We start from the raw sequence: 18,644 nt of genomic DNA on the forward strand, positions 1-18,644 counted from the left end.
CAGCATGAATGAGTAAACAAGCCGGCCGGCCGGCGGAAACGGGATTATCCCGGAGCCCGGTGCGCAAAGAGCTGCTTGCCGGCGTCGTATCTTTTTTCACGATTGTGTACATTATCGCCGTAAATTCCTCTATCCTGGAAGATGCCGGCATCCCGCTGGAAGCGGGGATTATTGCGACCGCGCTAACTTCCTTCGCGGGCTGCATGCTGATGGGATTATGGGCCGACGCGCCGATTATTCTCGTTCCCGGTATGGGAATCAACGCCTTGTTTACGTATACGGTCGTTCAAACGATGGGGCTTTCCTGGCAGGAAGCGCTGGGTGCGGTTTGCGTCTCGGGGCTGCTGTTCGCGCTCGTCGCTTTTACTCCGCTGGCGCAGTCGATATCGCAGTCGATTCCCGACTCGCTGAAGGAGGCGACGACCGTCGGCATCGGATTATTCCTTACATTTATCGGCCTGCAAAAAGGAGGCATCGTCGTCTCCAGCGCAACGACGTTCGTAGCGCTCGGCGATTTCGCCGACCCGCACACGGCGTTGACTTTAGCGACGCTGCTCGTTGCGCTAGTGCTGCATGTCCGCAATGTGCCGGGAGGCTTCCTGATCACGATCGCGGCGGGCACCGCGCTTGCCATCGGATTCGGTCAAGTCAGCTTGAGCGAGGCGGCGGGCGGTCATGTATCGCCGCAGATTTATCTGGACGTTATCGGCGCATTGTCGTTCGCAAGCATCGCCTCCGCATCGTTCTGGATCGCGGCTTTCACGCTGGCGCTAGTCATTGTATTCGAAAATATCGGCATGATTCACAGCCACCTGCGCATGGCCGGGGAGCCGCAGAAATTCGCCCGTTCCTTGCAGGCCAACGCGGTATCCGTCATCACTGCCGGTATTTTCGGTACGAGTCCTACGGTTTCGACCGCGGAGAGCGCCGCGGGCATATCGGCCGGAGGAACCCGAGGGCTGACGGCCATCACGACGGGGCTGTTGTTCCTGGTCGCGATATTTTGCATTCCGGTAATTAAGCTGATTCCGGACAGCGCGATTGCCCCGATCCTGATGATCGTAGGAGGACTGATGAGCGCCGGCGTCCAGCGCATTAACTTTGCGAAGTTCGGGGAAGGCTTTCCCGCTTTTCTCATCATCGCCCTGATTCCCTTGACATACAGCATTGTCGACGGCATGGCGTTCGGCTTTATGGCCTATGTCGTCTTGAAGCTGGCGCAGGGCAAAGCGAAGGAAATCTCGTTTCCGCTGTATTTGATTGCAGGATTGTTTTTAATCAATTTTATTTTTCATGCGATAGGATAGACAGGATCGAGGCTGCCGGAACAGTGACCGGCGTCTCGGTCTTTTTTTTCGCAAACGACAGACAGGCCGCGGCCGGGCCTGCTTTTTTGCATAAACGGATAACAAGACGAAATCGTTCTATCGCCGAAGCCGCCAAGTTCACGAGATCGTTATACGCATCGGTGGAAATCGTTCCTTACCGGCCGGATGGCCGGGTGATATATTGTAGTAGCAGGAAGGAAGCGATGGAGATAACGGAGGGGTTAGCGATGACAATAAACAAAAAAACGATGACGTTATTGGCGGCGGCGGCCGTATGCGCGGCGATATCCGGCTGTTCGACGGGAACGGCTACGACGGAAGGGACGGCCGCTCCTTCAAGCGGAGGAGAAGCGGCTCAGAGCAAGCCGAATGAGAAAATAACGCTGACGATGTGGGGCGGCGTTCCCGCCGAATCCGGTCCGCAGGAGGTCGTCGACGCCTGGAACGCCCAGCACCCGGACATTCAGGTCAAATACGAGCGCTTCGTCAATGACGACGCGGGCAATATGAAGCTGGACACGGCGCTGACCACGGATCAGGGCGTCGATCTGTTCGTCAGCTACTCGCAGACGCTGCTGCAGCGCCGGGTGGACGCCGGATTCGCCGTCGATTTGGGCACCTTCAAGGACTACAACATCGACGAGAAAATCGCCGGAGCGGCGGAATGGAAGACGAACGGCAAATATTACGGGATGCCGACGAGCAAAAGCCAGTTTTTCGTATGGTTTAACAAGGATTTGCTCGATCAGGCCGGATTGAAGGTTCCCGATGCCTGGACATGGCAGGATATGAAGATGTACGCCGAAAAGCTGAAGAGCGACAGCCGCTACGGATTGGTTCAGCATCTGGAGCCGTTCCCGGACCCGCTCGATTCCGTCTCGACCAAATACGGCTACACAAAGCCGGACGGCAGCTCCAATATGGATCATCCGCTGTACGGCCAATGGCTGGAAACGCTCAAAGCGATGATGCAGGACGGCCGGACGACGGTGCCTTACGCCGAGCAGGTTACCTCCAAGATGCCGGTGGAAACCGTATTTCTCAAAGGCGAAGCGGCGATGCTGAACGCGGGAACGTGGATTTTCCGCAGCGCCAACAATATGAAGGATAACCCGCGATCGTTCAAGATCGCCTTCGCCCCGGTGCCGCGGCTGACCGACAAGGCGGAGGATTTCGTTACGCGGGGTGGAACCGGCGATGCCATCTCGATCAACGCCAAGTCGAAAAACAAGGAAGCCGCCTGGAAATTCCTGACGTGGTATGCGGACGGCGGCATGCTGCCGATGGTGCCCGGCGGAAGATTCCCGGCCTCCAAATCGGTGAACGCGGATGAAACGCTGAAGCTGCTGCTTGGGGACAACGCCGCGACCTATGATCAAGAATCGCTGAAGAAAGTGCTGTTCAACGATTCGGCGAAATATACCCGCTCCCTGCCGAAGCAGGTGATGGACCTGCGCCAGGAGGAGTACGAGAATTTCTTCACGGGCAAGAAGGATGTCAAGGCGACGCTGGAGGCTATCGCCCGCCGGCATAACGACTATTTGAAGCAAAATAAAAAATAAAACGGGTGGCGGGAAAGAGCGGCCGGCACGCCCGAAGAGCTTCGGTTTCCGGGTCGATCCGGCCCTGCGGTCCCGAAGCCCGCGGGCAGCGGCCGCTTCTTTTCGCCGACCGGCCTATAGGGAGCGGATTGTGATGCGCAAAAGGCAGCTGTGGATCGGGTATGCTTTCATCTTGCCGAATCTGCTCGGGGTGCTGTTGTTTTTCATCATCCCTGCGCTATTCTCGGCGGTGCTGATGTTCACGGATTGGAAGTTTACGAGCCCGGTGTTTCATTTTATCGGCCTGGATAATATACAACGTTTGTTTCATGACGAGCTGTTCTATGTCTCTTTGAAAAACACCTTGCTGTTTTTGGCGAGCGTCCCGGTGTCGGTAGCGCTGGCCTTCCTCGTCGCGGTCGTCTTGAACCGATCGGTGTATTGGAAAACGCTGCTGCGGGCGTTCTACTTTATGCCCTACATTACGAGCGGGGTCGCGGTCGCCTTCGTCTGGATGCTGCTGTTTCAGCCGAAGCAGGGGCCGATTAACGGTCTGCTGACAAGCCTTGGCTTAAGCAATCCCCCGGGATGGCTGACGTCTCCCGACACCGTGATGGCCGCCGTCGACATCATCTGGATCTGGTTTATGCTCGGCTACAATATGATCATCTATTTGGCCGCGCTGCAGGAAATTTCGCCGGAGCTGCTGGAGGCGGCCAAAATCGACGGAGCCACCGCGCCGCAGACCGTCCTGCGGATCATGCTTCCGCTGGTCAGCCCTACGACGTTCATGCTGGTCGTGACCGGGCTGATCATGACGATCAAAACGTTCGGCATGATCGAAGCGCTGACCCAAGGCGGACCCGGCAGCAGCTCGCTCATTATGTCGCTGTACGTATACAAGACCGCTTTCCGCTATTACGAGATGGGTTATGCGGCCACGATATCGTGGGCCTTGTTCGCGGTCATCCTCGTCATTACGGCCATCCAGTGGATCGGGCAAAAAAAATGGGTCCATTATTGACATCTGTGCGATCCGAAGCATTATTCATAACTGTTCAAGGAGGCGATTGCCGTCATGCAATCGAACGTCGATTACGCCGCTTCGAGCCGCCCGCCGCAAGCCGCGGCGATTCGCAAAGAAACGATCCGCAGGCTGCGAAAGGGCGCCGTTACGGCGGTTATGCTATTGTTCGCCGTCGCGATGGTGCTGCCGTTCGCGTGGATGATCTCCACTTCGTTTAAGACGCCGGGAGAAGTATTCGCTTATCCGATTCAGTGGATTCCCGCGCATTTCGTTTGGGAGCATCATCTGAAAATATGGACCGGAACGGCCAGCTTCGTACCGTATTATCTTAATTCGCTCAAGGTTTCGCTGCTCAGCACGGCGGGAGCGACGTTTCTGTCGGCTTTGGCCGCATACGGCTTTACCAAGGTCGAGTTTAAAGGCCGGGACACGCTGTTTCTGATCTATATCGCGATGATGATGATCCCGCCGCAGGTGCTGTTCGTGCCGAAATTTATTATGTTCAAATGGATGGGCATCTTCAATACGCATTGGGCTCTTATTTTGCCCGGAATGATTACGATTTTCGGCGTCTTTATGATGCGGCAGTTTTTCATTACGATACCGAAGGAAATTTCCGAATCGGCGTTTATCGACGGGGCGGGCCATGCGCGGATTTTTACGCAGATGATGCTGCCTCTGGCCAAGCCTGCGCTCGCCACGCTCGCCGTGATCGATTTCTCGTGGCATTGGAACGACTTCGAGAACGCGCTCGTCTTTCTGATCAGCCGCGAGCTGTATACGGTGCCGCTCGGGCTGCAAAATTTTATTATGGAATTCAATGTCGATTACAACGGGATGATGGCGGCGGCGTCAGCCGGGATACTGCCGATGCTCGCATTGTTTTTGATCGGCCAGCGCTTCATTATTCAGGGCTTGTCCGGCACGGCGGTCAAGGGATAAAGGCGTAAGCCGAATTCGTCTTTAGCCTTCCATCAAGGAAGGCTTGTTTTAATGACCTCCTGCTTGAGACATTCGTCTGCCGCCGGGACATTTCCCGGTGGACGCTTGATGCCCCGATATATTAAGCTGAAGGTATCGATCTAAGAATCGGCAAATCCAATCAAAGGAGGCAAGACGCCCGATGCGGCTGCCACCCCGTAGACAAGCATGGTTCAAGCTGCCCGACTGGGCGCCCAAAACGCTCAAAAACCGCTTGTTTTTGGCCTTTGTGCTGTTGATTCTCATTCCTCACGCCGGGCTGAATCTGTACAACTTCAACCGGGTGGAGGGCGTGCTGCGGAAGCAGACGGCGGATCAAAATCTGGATCAGATGATTGCGATGAACAAGTCACTCGAAGATTATTTGAATGTGGTGTACAAAACGGTCATATTGCTGGAGCAGGACGCTGCAGTCGCGGCCGTGCTGCAAAATCCCGGGCAATACGACAGCCTGCAGCGGGTCTATTTGATCGACACGAAGTTCAAATCGATTATGAACAGCTTGTTCATCAGTCTCTCTCCCGCCTATTATACGATCGCCGATTTTACGGGTCATGTCTATGCTTCGTATCAGCCGTACGAGAGCTTGTCTTATGAGCGGACGGTTAAAGAAGCTTGGTATGCCAAGGCGATGAGACAGCCCGCCGTATATGAATGGAGCTGGGAGGACAACTACACGAGCCGCGACGTGTCGCGCAGCCCGCAGCTGCTCTCTTATGCCGCGGCGCTGAAGAGCGCCAGCAATACGCCGTTTGCCGCCCTGCGCGTTAGCGTCGATATCTACGAATGGTTCCGCATTGCGACCGAATTTTCGCAGGAGACGTATTTGCTGCTGGATCAAGGCGGGACGGTGCTGGCCGACAACAAGACGGGCAGAAGGCTTCAGACGGACGTGCTCCGGGACTTGCCGGATTTGAAGGAGCAGGGCTACTATGTCTCGGGCAGTTATCTCCATATTTATTCGAAGCTGCCGCGGCTGGACAAGGTGATCGTCAAGCAGGTTCCGCTGAACGTCATTTACGCCGAGGTCGACAAGCTGAAGCAGTCGTTTTTCACCGTCTCGGTATCGCTGACGCTCGCCTTCATCACGATTACGCTGCTGATTTCCTCCGCGATCACGAAGCCGCTGCATCAGCTGCAGCGCAGGATGGCCGATGCCGTAGACCGGCGCTTTCGGGTGAAGCTGCCCGAGGCGAACCGCCGCGGGGAAGTGCTGGAGCTGACGCGGGCATTCAACCGGATGATGGAGGATATGGAGGAGCTGGTTCAGCGTCTGAAGGTGGAGGAGCGGAAGAAGGAGGCGGTTCGCTTCCAGGTGCTGCTGTCGCAGACAAATCCGCATTTTTTGCTGAATACGCTCAATACGGTCAAATGGCTCGCTTTGGTGGAGCAGCAGACGGATATCGCCGACATTTGCGTCAGTCTGGGCAAGCTGCTGGAAGCGGGACTCAATTCGGAGCTGGAGCTCATTCATGTGCAGGACGAGCTGCAGCTTGTGAAGTCTTACGTCCATATTCAAAGCTTCCGTTACAAGCAGTTGTTCGAGATGCGCTACGAAACCGAGCCCGGACTGGAATACGCGCTGATTCCGAAGCTGAGTCTGCAGCCGCTGGTCGAGAACAGCATTCAGCACGGCTTGATGGAGCTGGACGGCGAAGGGCTGATCACGATCCGGGCCTATGCACGGGGCGGCAGCCTGATTCTGGAGGTGGAGGATAACGGAGCGGGGATCAAGCCGCGGGAGAAGACGGGACGCACGCGCCCGGGCATCGGCATCAGCAACCTGAGGGAAAGGCTGGAGCTGCTGTTCAAGGGGCGGTCGGCGCTGGACATCGTGCCGCTTGCCCAGGGGACGCTGATCCGCTTCTCGCTGCCGCTGCTGCTGTCGAAGCCGTATGAAGCCCCGGTCCGGACTAGCCCGCCGGACGATCCGGCAATTGCCGGCGGCGAATGACGGCGAGCTGCGGGAAATCGTTCTATTGCGTAGGGGCCATGCCGTAAAAATGCAGGATTTTGTTCTATTCGGAGCAGGAATTTGTTCATATGCGCCGCGGGTTTCTCCGTGGTACGATGAGAGATGAATGCATGGTATTATCGGGATACGCCAAGACGAGGAGCGGAGGGGGCATAACGATGTGGACCGTATTGCTGGTAGAAGATGAAGTGTTCGTCCGCGAATCCGTCAGGCGCATCGTCGATTGGCATCGTCTCGGCTATGATGTGATCGGCGAGGCGGGCAACGGCGAGGAGGCGCTCGCCTTCATCGTGCAGCGGCGGCCTGACCTGGTCATCTGCGATATTCTGATGCCGAAGATGAACGGCGTGGAGCTGCTGCAGCGGGTGCGCGAGGCCGGGATCGAAAGCCGGTTTATTATGCTCTCCTGCCTCGGCGATTTCGAATACGTACGGCAGGCGATGGAGCTCGGAGCCTCCAACTATATTCTGAAGCTGTCGATGAACGTGCAGTCGCTGGTGGATGCGCTGGTCAAGGTAGAGGCGGAGCTGCAGAAGCGGAAGCCGGGCGGGCAGACTGCCGCCGGCGAGGCAAGGCCGCGGGAGGCGGAGCTAAGCCGGGAGCAGGACCGCGATGCGCCGCTGTTATCCGGGCCGAGCCGACCGGAAGGCGAGACGGGGCATAAGGAAGTCGACAAGCTGATCCGGTTTATGAAGAATAATTACGACCGGATGATTTCGCTGAAGACGCTGGCTCAAGAAGTGTCGATGGACGAGAAATATATCAGCGCGCTGTTCAAGAAAAAGACGGGGACGAACGTCATTCATTACCTGCATCAAATCCGTGTCGGCGAAGCGAAGCGGCGTCTGGAGCAAACGAGCTTGCAGGTATCGGAGATCGGCGCGCAGGTCGGGTATGAGAACGACAATTATTTCATTAAAATATTCAAACGGTTCACCGGATTGACGCCAAGCGCCTACCGTGCCCGATTTTTATCCGGCCGGGGCTGACGAGGCACGGCTGCCGATGGTTTCGGCGGCTTTTTTATAATCTTGCCGGGTTGTTGACAACTGTCTGAATAAAGGTTATTGTAGATAAATAAAGTCTGTAATCGAGGTGGACACTGCGCAATGAAGTTTTCCAAAGCGACGAATTATGCTCTTCACACGATGCTCTTCCTTGCGGCAGCCGCCCCGGATAAACATATCGGCGTTCAGCAGCTGGCCGAGCACCAGCAGGTTTCGCCTACGTATTTATCAAAAATTCTTACCAAGCTGGCCAAGGCGGGGATGGTTGAATCCGCATCCGGCGCCAACGGCGGATACAGGTTAAGACGGAACTGGGGAGACATTTCGTTCCTCGATATTATTCATGCCATTGAAGGGACCGCTTCCTTATTCGACTGCGACTTCAATCACGGGCCGGATTGTTTGATCCGGAAGGTGATGGTAGCTGCGGAAGAGGAGATGGAAGCTTATTTACGAAAGCAAAATATGGCGGAGCTCGCCAAAAACTTACCGCATCTTCCTCTTTCGTGAAGGGCGGCTCTATTTTTGGTTATATTATAGATATAATATGTCTTTAATATCTTTATAATTGCTTGCAATGAATGTATTTTACCAAAAATGAGGAGGCATGCAGCGTGATCAAGGAACTATGGGATGAGAACGTCTGGGAAACGGCTTGGAAGGAAGATGCGCATACGGCAGTGAACAAGATGAAACAGGCCGGCATCGATCCGGCGCGCTCGTTTGACAACAAGGCCAAGGCGTTCAACGAGCAAGCGTTCAACGAAGAGGGCAGACGAAGAGCGAAGCGGATTATGAACTGGCTGGAAGGACGGGGCGTAACCTTTGCAGACGCCTCGATATTGGATATCGGAGCGGCGTCGGGCGGATTTACCGTGCCGTTCGCCTTAAGAGGCGCCAGCGTCACCGCCGTGGAGTCTTCTCCCCCGTTGGTGGACTTGCTGAAGGAAAACACCGCGGCCGCGGGGATCGCCCCGGGGAAAGTGGAAATTGCCGCCGAGCGGTTTGAGGATATTGATATTCAAGCCAAAGGATGGGAAAAAGCTTTCGATTTCGTGTTTGTCTCGATGTGTCCGGTCATTGTCGATTGGGAGAGCGTGGAGAAGGTGCTGAGCTGCGCTCGGGATTATTGCTATATCAGTCTTTCGGTAGGCTCCAGAGAGCACAGCCTGGTCGATGCCGTCTGGCCGCTGCTCGCAGACAAGCCCCGCAGGGCCGAGCATTTGGAGATGTCCTATTTGCTGAATTTATTGCTGCTTAAAGGATATTCCTTCGAGACGCTGGTCACAAGGGAAATGAAAACGACGGAGGTTTCCGTTGAAACGGCGCTCGAGGACGCCATCAACTGGCTGAATATGTGGAAGGTGCCGACGGACGAGCGGAACCGGACCATCGTCGCCGATTACTTGGCAAGCAATTACCCGCACGGCAAGGTGGAAATCCGGCAGGGAGGCCGTTTCGGCAAGGTGCTGGTTCGCTTGAAGCATCAGCATATGCTAGGTTAATATACTACGGAGGTGCAGAAATGATGGAAGATCAGCTTCTCGATGCAGTCATTATCGGAGGAGGCCCGGCGGGGCTTAATGCCGCGCTCATGCTGGGACGGGCAAGGAAAAAGGTGGCGGTCATCGACGAAGGCCGCCCGCGCAATGCGGTCACGCGGGAATCCCACGGGTTTCTGACCCGCGACGGGATTCAACCGGACGAATTTCGGCGGATCGCCAAGGAACAGATCGGAGCTTATCCGTCCGTTTCGTTCGTCGAAGACATAGCCGTATCGGTTGCCGGGACGGACGGGAGCTTCCGCATAGCGACGGCGAATGGACAAACCTTTGCGAGCCGCAAGCTGCTGTTTGCCTTCGGCATGAAGGACCGGCCGCTGGCGATACCGGGGCTGGCGGAGGTATACGGGAAAAGCGCCTTCGTCTGCCCGTATTGCGACGGCTGGGAATTAAGAGACGAACCGCTTGTTATTATTCACCAGGGGGCTGAGCTCATGCACTTCGCTCCCCTTATATCCGGCTGGACGAAGCGGTTTGTCGTTTGCACGAACGGGCCGGACGGGCTGTCCGATGCGGAGCGCGAGGAGCTGCGCCGCCGGCAAATCCCGTTATTCGATGCGCCGATCCGCTCGGTTGATTCGAATGAAGGCATCGTGCGCCAAGTCGTTCTTGAGGACGGAACGGCGATTCCGTGCCGAGGGATCTTTTTCAAACCGCTGCTGGTTCCGGGATCGGATTTGCCGCAGGCTATCGGATGCGAAGTGACGGAAGCGGGAGTCGTCGTTACCGACGAGTTCGGCAAAACGAACATTCCCGGCGTCTACAGCGCGGGGGATGCGGCCTCGCAGCGCCATCAGGTTATTGCTGCCGCTTCTATGGGCGCATTCGCCGCGGCAGCCATGAACAATGAAATGAACTTGGAAGCTTGGAGAAGCAACGGCTAAGAAGCGCGAAGCTACAACATAAAGAAACCGTTCCTTGTTGCAGATACGGCGGGCAATACTCGCTTTCTTCTGTAGAGGAGCGGTTTTTTGGCGTTCGCGAAAAAAAGTGCAACGCGTTAAAAATGTGTTACCGCGCGCGGCGGACGGCAAAAAAAAGTGTTATTGCCGGTAATCGCTTACATCGCTATGATGGGGGTACATTACGGAGGAAACGAGGGATAGCGATGACACCAATACGCGCCAGCGGAGTCCGCGGCGTCGACCGGCTTGCGGAGAGGCCTAAGGAGAAGCGGTGGATAAAAATGTGGAGGCGCAACCGGTATTTGTACTTGCTTGCGCTGCCGGGCATTTTGTTTTTTCTTATTTTTAAATATGTGCCGATGTGGGGCGTTCTGATTTCGTTTCAAAATTACTCCCCTTACCAAGGCTTGCTGCACAGCCCGTGGGTCGGCTTCGAGCATTTTGCGCGATTTTTCGCCAATCCGGATTTTCTGAAGCTGTTCCGCAATACGCTTGGCATTAATGTGATGAACCTTGTGCTTTTCTTTCCGCTGCCGATTTTGTTATCCGTTCTGCTGAACGAGCTGAAGCAGCAAACATTCAAGAAGACGGTGCAGACGATCGTCTACCTGCCGCATTTTTTCTCGTGGGTGATCATTGTCGGGATTACCTTCTTAATGCTGTCGCATAGCGAAGGCGTTATAAACAAGATGCTGCAGAGCGCAGGCTGGAGCCAGATCGACTTTTTGACCAATCCCCGTTATTTCTGGCTGCTGCTGACGGCCCAAACGATCTGGAAGGACGCGGGCTGGGGGACGATTATATTCCTGGCGGCCATTGCCGGCATCGATCCGCAACTGTATGAAGCGGCGAAAATGGACGGGGCGGGCAGGCTCAGGCAAATATGGCATATTACGCTGCCCTGCATCCGCAACGTCGTCGTCATTCTGCTTATCCTGCGAATCGGCCATATGATGGACGTCGGGTTCGAGCAAGTGTTCCTGATGATGAACGGCGCCGTCTCCGATGTGGCCGACGTGTTCGAAACCTACGTATACCGGGTCGGCATCAAGCAGGGGCAATTCAGCTACAGCACGGCGATCGGGCTGTTCAAATCGCTGGTAGGCTTGATTCTTGTCGTGGCGGCGAACAAAGCGGCTAAAAAAATGGGCGAGGAAGGAGTGTACTGATATGCGGGGGCAAGCGGCGGACCGGTGGTTTACGGCAGTCAATGTGCTGATCCTGTCAATGGTAGGGCTGATCAGCGTATTTCCTTTGTACTACGTGTTTATCGTTTCATTTACGAACCCGGACGAATATTTCAGCAGAGGCTTCGTGTTGTTCCCGGAATCGTGGAGCCTTATCTCTTACCGGTATATTTTATCGACCAAATCGTTTATTAATGCGATCGGAATCAGCGGATTTCTCGCAACGGCGGGCACTTTGCTCTCGCTGGCGGTTACTTCGGCGCTCTCCTATACGCTGTCGCGCAAACGGATGGAAGGGCGCAAAATGCTGATGCTGATGGTTCTTTTGACGACTTTATTTCAGCCGGGCATCATCCCGAATTATTTGCTCGTCAGGGAACTGGGGCTGATCAACAGCGTATGGTCGCTGATCGTTCCCGTGCTGAGCAGCGGCTGGTACGTGCTGCTTATGAAAGGCTTCTACGACAGCATACCGGACAGTCTGGAGGAAGCCGCTACGATGGACGGCTGCAACGATATTCAGGCATGGGTCCGCATCGTTCTGCCGCTATCGCTTCCGGCGATGGCCGCCTTCGGGCTGTTTTTCGCCGTCGGCTATTGGAATACGTTTTTTCAGGCCATCTTGTACATCAACAACCATAACATTTGGCCGTTGCAGGTGCTGCTGCAAAATATGCTGATCGACGCGTCCACCGCATCGGGAGGTTCGGCCGCTCTGGAGCTGACCAGCGACCAGCCGATTCCGCCGGAGACGCTGAAGATGGCCGCCGTCGTCGTCGCGACGATTCCGATTTTGCTCGTATATCCGTTTTTGCAAAAGCATTTCGCCAAAGGAGCGATGGTCGGGTCGGTTAAGGAATGACTGCCGGTCGGCGCTGCCAAGGCACGGGTTCATATTAAACTAAAGGGGCTGAATACAGATGAGAAAGCAAGCATGGACGTTGGCGCTGGCATCCGTCGTAGGAGCGGCGGCGCTGCTCTCTGGTTGTTCGGGAGGCGCGGAGCAGAATGGAGCGGACGCCGGCAAGGACGCCGGTCCGACGCAGATCAGTGTCATGACCGTGTTCTTCACGCCGGAGCCTCCGGGGGAAGACGATGTGACGAAGAAGGAAATCGAGAAAAATACGAATACGAAGCTGAACATCTCCTGGGTATCGGGCAACAATTACGACGATAAAATGAATGTGACGCTGGCGTCGGGAGACATTCCGGAGCTGATGCTCGTGCTCGACCCTTATCATCCGCAAGTCCAAACGATGGCCGCCCAAGGGGCGTTCTGGGATCTTACGCCTTATATTAAGGATTACAAGCATTTAAGCGAGCTTCCGGCTCTGTCCTGGCAAAATTCGAGCATCAACGGCCGCAGCTACGGCATTCCGCGGGTCAGGCCGCTCGAAGGCTCCGGCTCCTTCCCGCTCATCCGCAAAGATTGGCTCGACAAGCTCGGCTTGCCGGTGCCTGCCGATATGGATCAGATGTACGAGACGATGAAGGCGTTCAAGGAGAAAGATCCGGACGGCAACGGCAAGAACGATACGATCGGCTTCTCCGGACTGGTGAGCTCCGACGGGATGGGCTCTTTCGGCTGGGTAGAGAACGTGTTCAACGGAACGAACGGGCGGTGGAAGGAAAAGGGCGGCAAATTGTTGAATACAGTATATGAGCCGGGTACGCGCGAGGCGCTGGTATGGCTGACGAAGGCGTATCAGGACGGTATCATCGCCCCCGACTTCCCGACGCTCAAGACGACGCAGGTGCGCGACCTGATCACGACGAGCAAGGCCGGCATATTTGCCGATGCGATCAAGCCGTCATGGCTGCTGACCGGGCAGATGCGGAAGACGAACCCGCAGGCGGATCTGCTGCCGCTCACTTACCTGGAAGGGCCGAACGGCAAATTCGTTCCCAAGGACTCCGGAGTGTACGGGATGTATGTAATCCCGAAGACGGTGCCCGAAGCCAAAATGAAAAAGCTGCTGCAGTTCATGGATTACGGAGCGACGGAGGAAGGATGGATGCTGGCGAGCTTCGGCTTGAAGGACGTTCATTATACCGTGAAGGACGGCGTCATCGCGCCTACGGAGCAGGCTGCCAAAGATAATGTCGGGGTGTTCCTGCACCTGTTCGCCAATCTGGATCGCTATGAAAGGGCGTACCAGACCGGCATTCCGGCCGATTTCTTGAACAGAAACAAGCAGATTATCGACGAGCGGGCCAAATACAGCGTAGCCGACCCCGCCGTAGGGCTGAATTCGGAAACTTATTTGAAAATAGGCAAAGATTACGATAAAAAGATTCAGGATTTGAAAGTGAAAATTATTCTCGGGCGGGAGCCGATTGCGGCATGGGACGAGTTCGTAGCGAAGCTGAAGGCCGATGCACAGTATCGGAAAATAGACGAGGAGATTAACGCGGAGTATGCGAAGCGAAAAGGAAAGTAGGTCGCTTCGCCGGTTTTGACTCGTTCATGGTCCATGTGGATAAAAATGAAAAAAAAAGGAGTGGTTGGCGAGATGAAGAAGAAGCCGAACATATTGTTTTTGATGAGCGACCAGCATCGGGCGGACGTGACGGGGTATGAAGGCAATCCGGTTATACGCACGCCTCATCTGGACCGGCTCGCATCGACCGGCGCGGTGTTCCGCAATGCGTATACGCCTTCTCCGATCTGCATTCCAAGCAGGCAGAGCATGATGGCGGGACAGTTCCCGCGAACGACCGGATGCGAAACGTTCGGGCAGGATTTGCCGCCCGGGCATATGACCTTTGCCAGACGATTGTCGCAGTACGGCTACCAGACCGTCGTCAGCGGCAAGCTTCATCATACGGGAACCGACCAGATGATGGGCTGGACGCGGCGGATCTGCGGCGATATGCAGACAGAGCCGGGCTATATCGAAGGCAAGCAGGAGGACGAATATGCGAAGTACCGCGTCCCGTCCCAGAAATGGCCGCAGCCTAAAGAAGTGAGCCGGGCCGGGGTCGGCCGCGGACAGTGTATCTCCCACGATGAATATGCGCTGGAGGGAGCGCTGCAATTCATCGACGATTATTTCAACAGCACGTACTACGACCGCGAGCAGATTCAGCCGCTTCTATTGAAAGTCAGCTTCCTGCAGCCGCATTATCCTTACTTTACGAGCGAGGAGAAATTCACTTATTACTTGAACAGGGTGTCGCCGAATTTCAATGAACCGTTGTTCGACCATCCGTTCCTCAGCAAATTCCGCGTACATGCCGGAGTCGACGCAACCGAGCGGGACATTCGCCGGGCGACGGCGGCTTATTACGGAATGATCGAGACGATCGACGGATATTTTGGACAAGTGATGGCGGCGCTGGAGCATGTCGGCCAAAATCTGGACGATTGGATCATCATTTATACGTCCGACCACGGGGAGATGCTGGGCGAGCACGGCGTATGGGAGAAGCAGAAGTTTTTCGAAGCGAGCGCCAGAGTGCCGCTGATCATCCGATATCCGGCCGGGTTTCAAGGCGGCAGAACCTTGGAGGAAAATGTGAATCTATGCGATCTGTTCGCGACGATCTGCGATCTGTGCGGCATTCCCGCTCCGGAAGGGCTGGATAGCCGCAGCCTTGAGCCGCTGATGGCAGGAGATTCCGCCGGATGGGATAACGAGACGGTGTCCCAATTCGGGGGAACCAATCTGATGATTAAACGCGATCATCTGAAATACCAGTATTACGATACGGACGGATCGGAAGTGCTGTTCGATCTGGCGCGCAACAAGGAAGAGACGGTCAATTACATGGCCGACCCGCAGTATGCGGAAGCCGTCGCACAGTTCCGCGAGCGCGCGAAGGAGCTGCGCTTTTAGCGCTGAGACGAAGGAGAAAGGCGGTACGATGACCGATGAACGGATGGAAGCTTCCCTTTCACATGCCGGCTATCTCATGGGTACAGCGCCGAACTTACCGCAAGAGCTTGCTTATCGTGCTCGCGATTACTTGTTTGCCGACCTTATTGGTCGGCATTTGCGTTAACCGGATCGGCATCGGACAACTGGAGAAATCCGTCGCCGCCACGAGGGAGCTGCAGGTGAGCCAGGCAGTCGTTCGAGCGGACGAGCTGCTGACGCATCTGGAGAAAAATGCGACTCAATGGGCGTTTAATCCGGTATTCGGCCTGAAGCTGTTAAACCTGCAAACCGATTACGACTACGAGCATATCAGGGAGATTTTTCACTCGCTGGTGCTGCTGAAGGGCTCCAATCCGCTGATTCAGGAGGCTTATTTGTATATGGATCGGCCGGGAACCGTCTATTCCGAGGACGGCGGCGTGACGGCGCTCGGCGCGCTGGATAGAGAGCGCTTCCATTCCTTGCTGGCCGGGCCATACACGACGTACTGGCTCCCGTCGCTTGGTTTGCTGCAGCAGATGGACAAGGAGGCGCCGGCCTTGATTTACCGGCTTCCGGCCGATATCGGTCAGCCCTTTGCCGCGCTTGCGATTTATTTGAACAAGGGCGCCTTGGCGCAATTGCTGAGCGAACCGACTGCGGGGGGAGAGGCCAGTTCCTTTATGGTTGCGGCAGACGGCGTATGGATCGCCGAGGCCGGCTCCGGACAGCCTTCCGCCAGGGAGGAGGAGCTGAAGCGGGCGGTGCTGTCCCAGGGCCGGCGCAGCGGCACCTTCGTCTATGCGGCGGCAAACGGGAAGGAGAGCTACTCCGTCTCCTACAGCACCTTGAACCGGCTCGGCAGCGGCTGGATCTATGTATCCGCAGTATCCTTATCCAAGATGACCGCGCCGGTTCTGCTTACCTCCAGGCTGCTCTATGCCGTCAGCCTGGCGGGGCTGCTCGCGGGAATCGTGATCTCCATCTTCGCCTCGCGCAAGCTGTACGAGCCGATTCGGTATTTGACCGGGCTGATCCGGGTCAACCGAAGGCCGGCCGACGCGGACGGCGAGCATAACGAGGTCGCGTTCATCGAGCGGGAATGGAGGCAGCTGAGCCTGGAAAGCCAAAGCTTGCGGGAGCTGTCGGCCAGACAGCTGCCGAGCTTGCGCGTAGGCTTCCTGCTGCAGCTGGTGCAGGGGCACTTCTACACCTGGACGGAGACGGAGGTGCGAAGCCGGATGGAGGAGCTGGGCTGGGAGCCGGGGGACGACAGCTTTGCCGTCGTCGTCATTCAGCTTCACGGCATGACCAAGCGGTCATCGGCCCATTACAAGGAGCGCGATATTCAGCATCTGTCCTATGCCGCTTCCAATATTACGGAAGAGCTGGCCCAATCGAAATTCGATCATGCGGAAGTGATTAACTTTCAAGATATGTCCGCAGGTCTTCTCGTCCGTTATCCGGCGCGGGTGTCAAGCCGGCAGGCGAAGCTGGAGCTGTATGAATTCGCCGAGCAGCTGACCCAAGCGATCAGCTCGACGATCCGCATGGAGGTCACGGTTTGCCTCGGCCGGATCACTCCCGCTGCAACGCGGATTCCCGTCGTTCTGGACGAGGCGAGACAGGAAATTCGCAACCGCAAGCTGATCGAAGGGAATCAAATATTGGACGCCGAGGAGCACAGCCGCGAAGAGCACGCGCCGGTCCATTATCCGTTTGTGGCTGAGACGGAGCTGCATCAGGCGATCCGGGACGGGCAGCTGGACGAAGCGATGGAGGCGGCTGAACGATTCTGCCGCGAGCTCCACCGGCATAGGAGCACGCAGCGGTTATTCTCGCAAGGTCTGCTTCAGCTGTTCGGCAATATGCAGTTCCACTTTCTGAAGGCCGGTTTCGATCCGTACCCGCACGCGGCATCCTTCGATCCGTATGCGGAGCTGAGCCGGATAACCGATCCCGAGGAAGCGGTCGGCTGGTTCCGGCACAAGGTCGTCGGTCCTTATGTGGAGGAGGTCCGGCAAACGGCCGAGACGCATGAGGCGAAGCACAGGCGGATCGTCGAAAGCATGGTCGAATCGCTCCGCACTTCGTATCATAGCGAGGTATCGCTGGAGTCGTACGCGGATGCCTACGGCGTCAATCCGGTGACGCTCAGCCGCATATTCAGGCAGGCGACCGGGAGCAACTTTATCGATTGCTTGACCCGAATCCGGATGGATCAATCGAAGCGTCTGCTGGCGGAAACGGATTTGAAGATCAACGAGATCGCCGAGCGCGTAGGCTACCAGCCGACGTATTTTAACCGCATTTTCAAAAAGATCGAAGGAGTTACGCCGAGCCGCTACCGGGAAGCGGTCAAACTGTAGCGCCGCTTCCGGCCCGGTTGGGTTTGGAGGATAAGCGGCCGAACGTTAAGAACATTTTGAGATAAAGAAAGGCCGGTGGGAAAGAATGGTTTCATCTGCAATTGCCTCTGTTGTGCAATTTATTTATTCGCGGCTTGCCGCAACGGAACTGAACTGGGCTTTGACGGGCAGTGCCGGCTTGGCTTATCAAGGCTTGCCTGTACAGCCCAACGATATAGATATTCAAACCGATGAAGCGGGAGCTTATGCAATGGAGCGCATGTTTGCGAGCTATATCGCCAAGCCGGTAGCCTATTCATCCAACGGCCGGATACGATCTCATTTCGGCAAGCTGCTCGTTGACGGCATCGAAGTGGAAATAATGGGCGATATCGAAAAATTGGTAGACGGACAGTGGGAAAAGACGCCTCCGCTCGCGTCCATAAAGCGAATCGTGCAAGCGGGGGATATGCGGCTTCCCGTCTTGTCGCCGGACTATGAAGCGGAGGCGTACCGGAAGCTGGGGAGATTCGAGAAGGCGGAAATGATCAGACTGTGGCAGTCGTCTTAAAGCGAAGCTATCGACAGCGATTGGAGGATCAAATGGACGCCGCAGCGGACTTTTTCACCACGCTTCTAAGAGAGCGGTGAAAAAGTGGCCGGAGAGTCGGTAGAGAGTTGGAACAGCGTACGCGGTCGCCTTTGTAGACGGATTTTCCCCGTGTGAGGGGTTAAAATGAAAGAAATCCGGCTACAACAGTTATCATGAACGAGACAGACTCCCCGTCAGTGCAATGTCTTAGGTTAATTTTGGGAATAATGGTGTAGTAGAAGCTAAACCAAAACCAAAATCAGAGCTAAATTGCAAAGGAGAGTCTGTACTATGAAGGATACCATAAAATACGTAGGCTTAGACGTATCGA

Annotated in this window: 15 protein-coding genes; all 15 read left to right on the top strand. The window is 55.8% G+C overall.

What is annotated here, in order from left to right; translation table 11 throughout:
• Positions 1-8 precede the first annotated feature (8 nt).
• The 15 genes from N0M98_RS19875 (at position 9) to N0M98_RS19945 (ending at position 18,292) form a co-directional block, all read left to right on the top strand.
• Positions 9-1,307, top strand: a complete 1,299-nt coding sequence (locus N0M98_RS19875) for an NCS2 family permease (RefSeq protein ID WP_259618931.1) — start codon at positions 9-11, stop codon at positions 1,305-1,307.
• 248 nt (positions 1,308-1,555) lie between these two features.
• Complete coding sequence (locus N0M98_RS19880) at positions 1,556-2,890, top strand: ABC transporter substrate-binding protein (RefSeq protein WP_249865268.1); 1,335 nt, start codon at positions 1,556-1,558, stop codon at positions 2,888-2,890.
• A 133-nt stretch (positions 2,891-3,023) separates the two neighbouring features.
• Positions 3,024-3,893, top strand: coding sequence for a carbohydrate ABC transporter permease (locus N0M98_RS19885; protein ID WP_249865267.1), 870 nt, complete (start codon positions 3,024-3,026; stop codon positions 3,891-3,893).
• Between the two features lie 159 nt (positions 3,894-4,052).
• On the top strand, positions 4,053-4,838 hold the full coding sequence (locus N0M98_RS19890) for a carbohydrate ABC transporter permease (RefSeq protein ID WP_259618940.1): 786 nt from the start codon (positions 4,053-4,055) through the stop codon (positions 4,836-4,838).
• A 181-nt stretch (positions 4,839-5,019) separates the two neighbouring features.
• A complete protein-coding gene (locus tag N0M98_RS19895) occupies positions 5,020-6,831 on the top strand; it encodes a cache domain-containing sensor histidine kinase (protein WP_259618932.1) in 1,812 nt (603 codons plus the stop codon).
• Between the two features lie 179 nt (positions 6,832-7,010).
• Entirely contained in the window at positions 7,011-7,841 is an 831-nt protein-coding gene (locus tag N0M98_RS19900; protein ID WP_259618933.1) for a response regulator, read from the top strand.
• A gap of 120 nt (positions 7,842-7,961) precedes the next feature.
• A complete protein-coding gene (locus tag N0M98_RS19905) occupies positions 7,962-8,369 on the top strand; it encodes an Rrf2 family transcriptional regulator (protein WP_259618934.1) in 408 nt (135 codons plus the stop codon).
• 107 nt (positions 8,370-8,476) lie between these two features.
• Positions 8,477-9,364 (top strand): class I SAM-dependent methyltransferase, encoded by an 888-nt coding sequence (locus tag N0M98_RS19910; protein ID WP_375295508.1) that lies wholly within the window; start codon positions 8,477-8,479, stop codon positions 9,362-9,364.
• Between the two features lie 23 nt (positions 9,365-9,387).
• Positions 9,388-10,305 carry an NAD(P)/FAD-dependent oxidoreductase gene (locus tag N0M98_RS19915; protein ID WP_259618941.1) on the top strand — a complete coding sequence of 306 codons (918 nt, stop codon included), beginning with the start codon at positions 9,388-9,390 and terminating at the stop codon, positions 10,303-10,305.
• A 224-nt stretch (positions 10,306-10,529) separates the two neighbouring features.
• Entirely contained in the window at positions 10,530-11,495 is a 966-nt protein-coding gene (locus tag N0M98_RS19920) for an ABC transporter permease (protein WP_375295506.1), read from the top strand.
• Position 11,496: 1 nt separating this feature from the next.
• Positions 11,497-12,375, top strand: a complete 879-nt coding sequence (locus N0M98_RS19925) for a carbohydrate ABC transporter permease (protein ID WP_259618935.1) — start codon at positions 11,497-11,499, stop codon at positions 12,373-12,375.
• A gap of 58 nt (positions 12,376-12,433) precedes the next feature.
• On the top strand, positions 12,434-13,954 hold the full coding sequence (locus N0M98_RS19930; RefSeq protein WP_259618936.1) for an extracellular solute-binding protein: 1,521 nt from the start codon (positions 12,434-12,436) through the stop codon (positions 13,952-13,954).
• Positions 13,955-14,026: 72 nt separating this feature from the next.
• Positions 14,027-15,352, top strand: a complete 1,326-nt coding sequence (locus tag N0M98_RS19935) for a sulfatase-like hydrolase/transferase (protein ID WP_259618937.1) — start codon at positions 14,027-14,029, stop codon at positions 15,350-15,352.
• 35 nt (positions 15,353-15,387) lie between these two features.
• On the top strand, positions 15,388-17,742 hold the full coding sequence (locus tag N0M98_RS19940; protein ID WP_249865259.1) for an AraC family transcriptional regulator: 2,355 nt from the start codon (positions 15,388-15,390) through the stop codon (positions 17,740-17,742).
• An 85-nt stretch (positions 17,743-17,827) separates the two neighbouring features.
• On the top strand, positions 17,828-18,292 hold the full coding sequence (locus N0M98_RS19945; protein WP_259618938.1) for a nucleotidyltransferase domain-containing protein: 465 nt from the start codon (positions 17,828-17,830) through the stop codon (positions 18,290-18,292).
• Positions 18,293-18,644: the final 352 nt, after the last annotated feature.

It is taken from the genome of Paenibacillus doosanensis (assembly GCF_025060755.1).
GTDB classification, from domain to species: Bacteria; Bacillota; Bacilli; order Paenibacillales; family NBRC-103111; genus Paenibacillus_S; species Paenibacillus_S doosanensis.

Coding starts and splice junctions, on each gene's coding strand:
- N0M98_RS19875 (WP_259618931.1), top strand. CDS start 9: ATGAGTAAACAAGCCGGCCGGCCGGCGGAAACGGGATTATCCCGGAGC.
- N0M98_RS19880 (WP_249865268.1), top strand. CDS start 1,556: ATGACAATAAACAAAAAAACGATGACGTTATTGGCGGCGGCGGCCGTA.
- N0M98_RS19885 (WP_249865267.1), top strand. CDS start 3,024: ATGCGCAAAAGGCAGCTGTGGATCGGGTATGCTTTCATCTTGCCGAAT.
- N0M98_RS19890 (WP_259618940.1), top strand. CDS start 4,053: ATGCTATTGTTCGCCGTCGCGATGGTGCTGCCGTTCGCGTGGATGATC.
- N0M98_RS19895 (WP_259618932.1), top strand. CDS start 5,020: ATGCGGCTGCCACCCCGTAGACAAGCATGGTTCAAGCTGCCCGACTGG.
- N0M98_RS19900 (WP_259618933.1), top strand. CDS start 7,011: ATGTGGACCGTATTGCTGGTAGAAGATGAAGTGTTCGTCCGCGAATCC.
- N0M98_RS19905 (WP_259618934.1), top strand. CDS start 7,962: ATGAAGTTTTCCAAAGCGACGAATTATGCTCTTCACACGATGCTCTTC.
- N0M98_RS19915 (WP_259618941.1), top strand. CDS start 9,388: ATGGAAGATCAGCTTCTCGATGCAGTCATTATCGGAGGAGGCCCGGCG.
- N0M98_RS19920 (WP_375295506.1), top strand. CDS start 10,530: ATGACACCAATACGCGCCAGCGGAGTCCGCGGCGTCGACCGGCTTGCG.
- N0M98_RS19925 (WP_259618935.1), top strand. CDS start 11,497: ATGCGGGGGCAAGCGGCGGACCGGTGGTTTACGGCAGTCAATGTGCTG.
- N0M98_RS19930 (WP_259618936.1), top strand. CDS start 12,434: ATGAGAAAGCAAGCATGGACGTTGGCGCTGGCATCCGTCGTAGGAGCG.
- N0M98_RS19935 (WP_259618937.1), top strand. CDS start 14,027: ATGAAGAAGAAGCCGAACATATTGTTTTTGATGAGCGACCAGCATCGG.
- N0M98_RS19940 (WP_249865259.1), top strand. CDS start 15,388: ATGAACGGATGGAAGCTTCCCTTTCACATGCCGGCTATCTCATGGGTA.
- N0M98_RS19945 (WP_259618938.1), top strand. CDS start 17,828: ATGGTTTCATCTGCAATTGCCTCTGTTGTGCAATTTATTTATTCGCGG.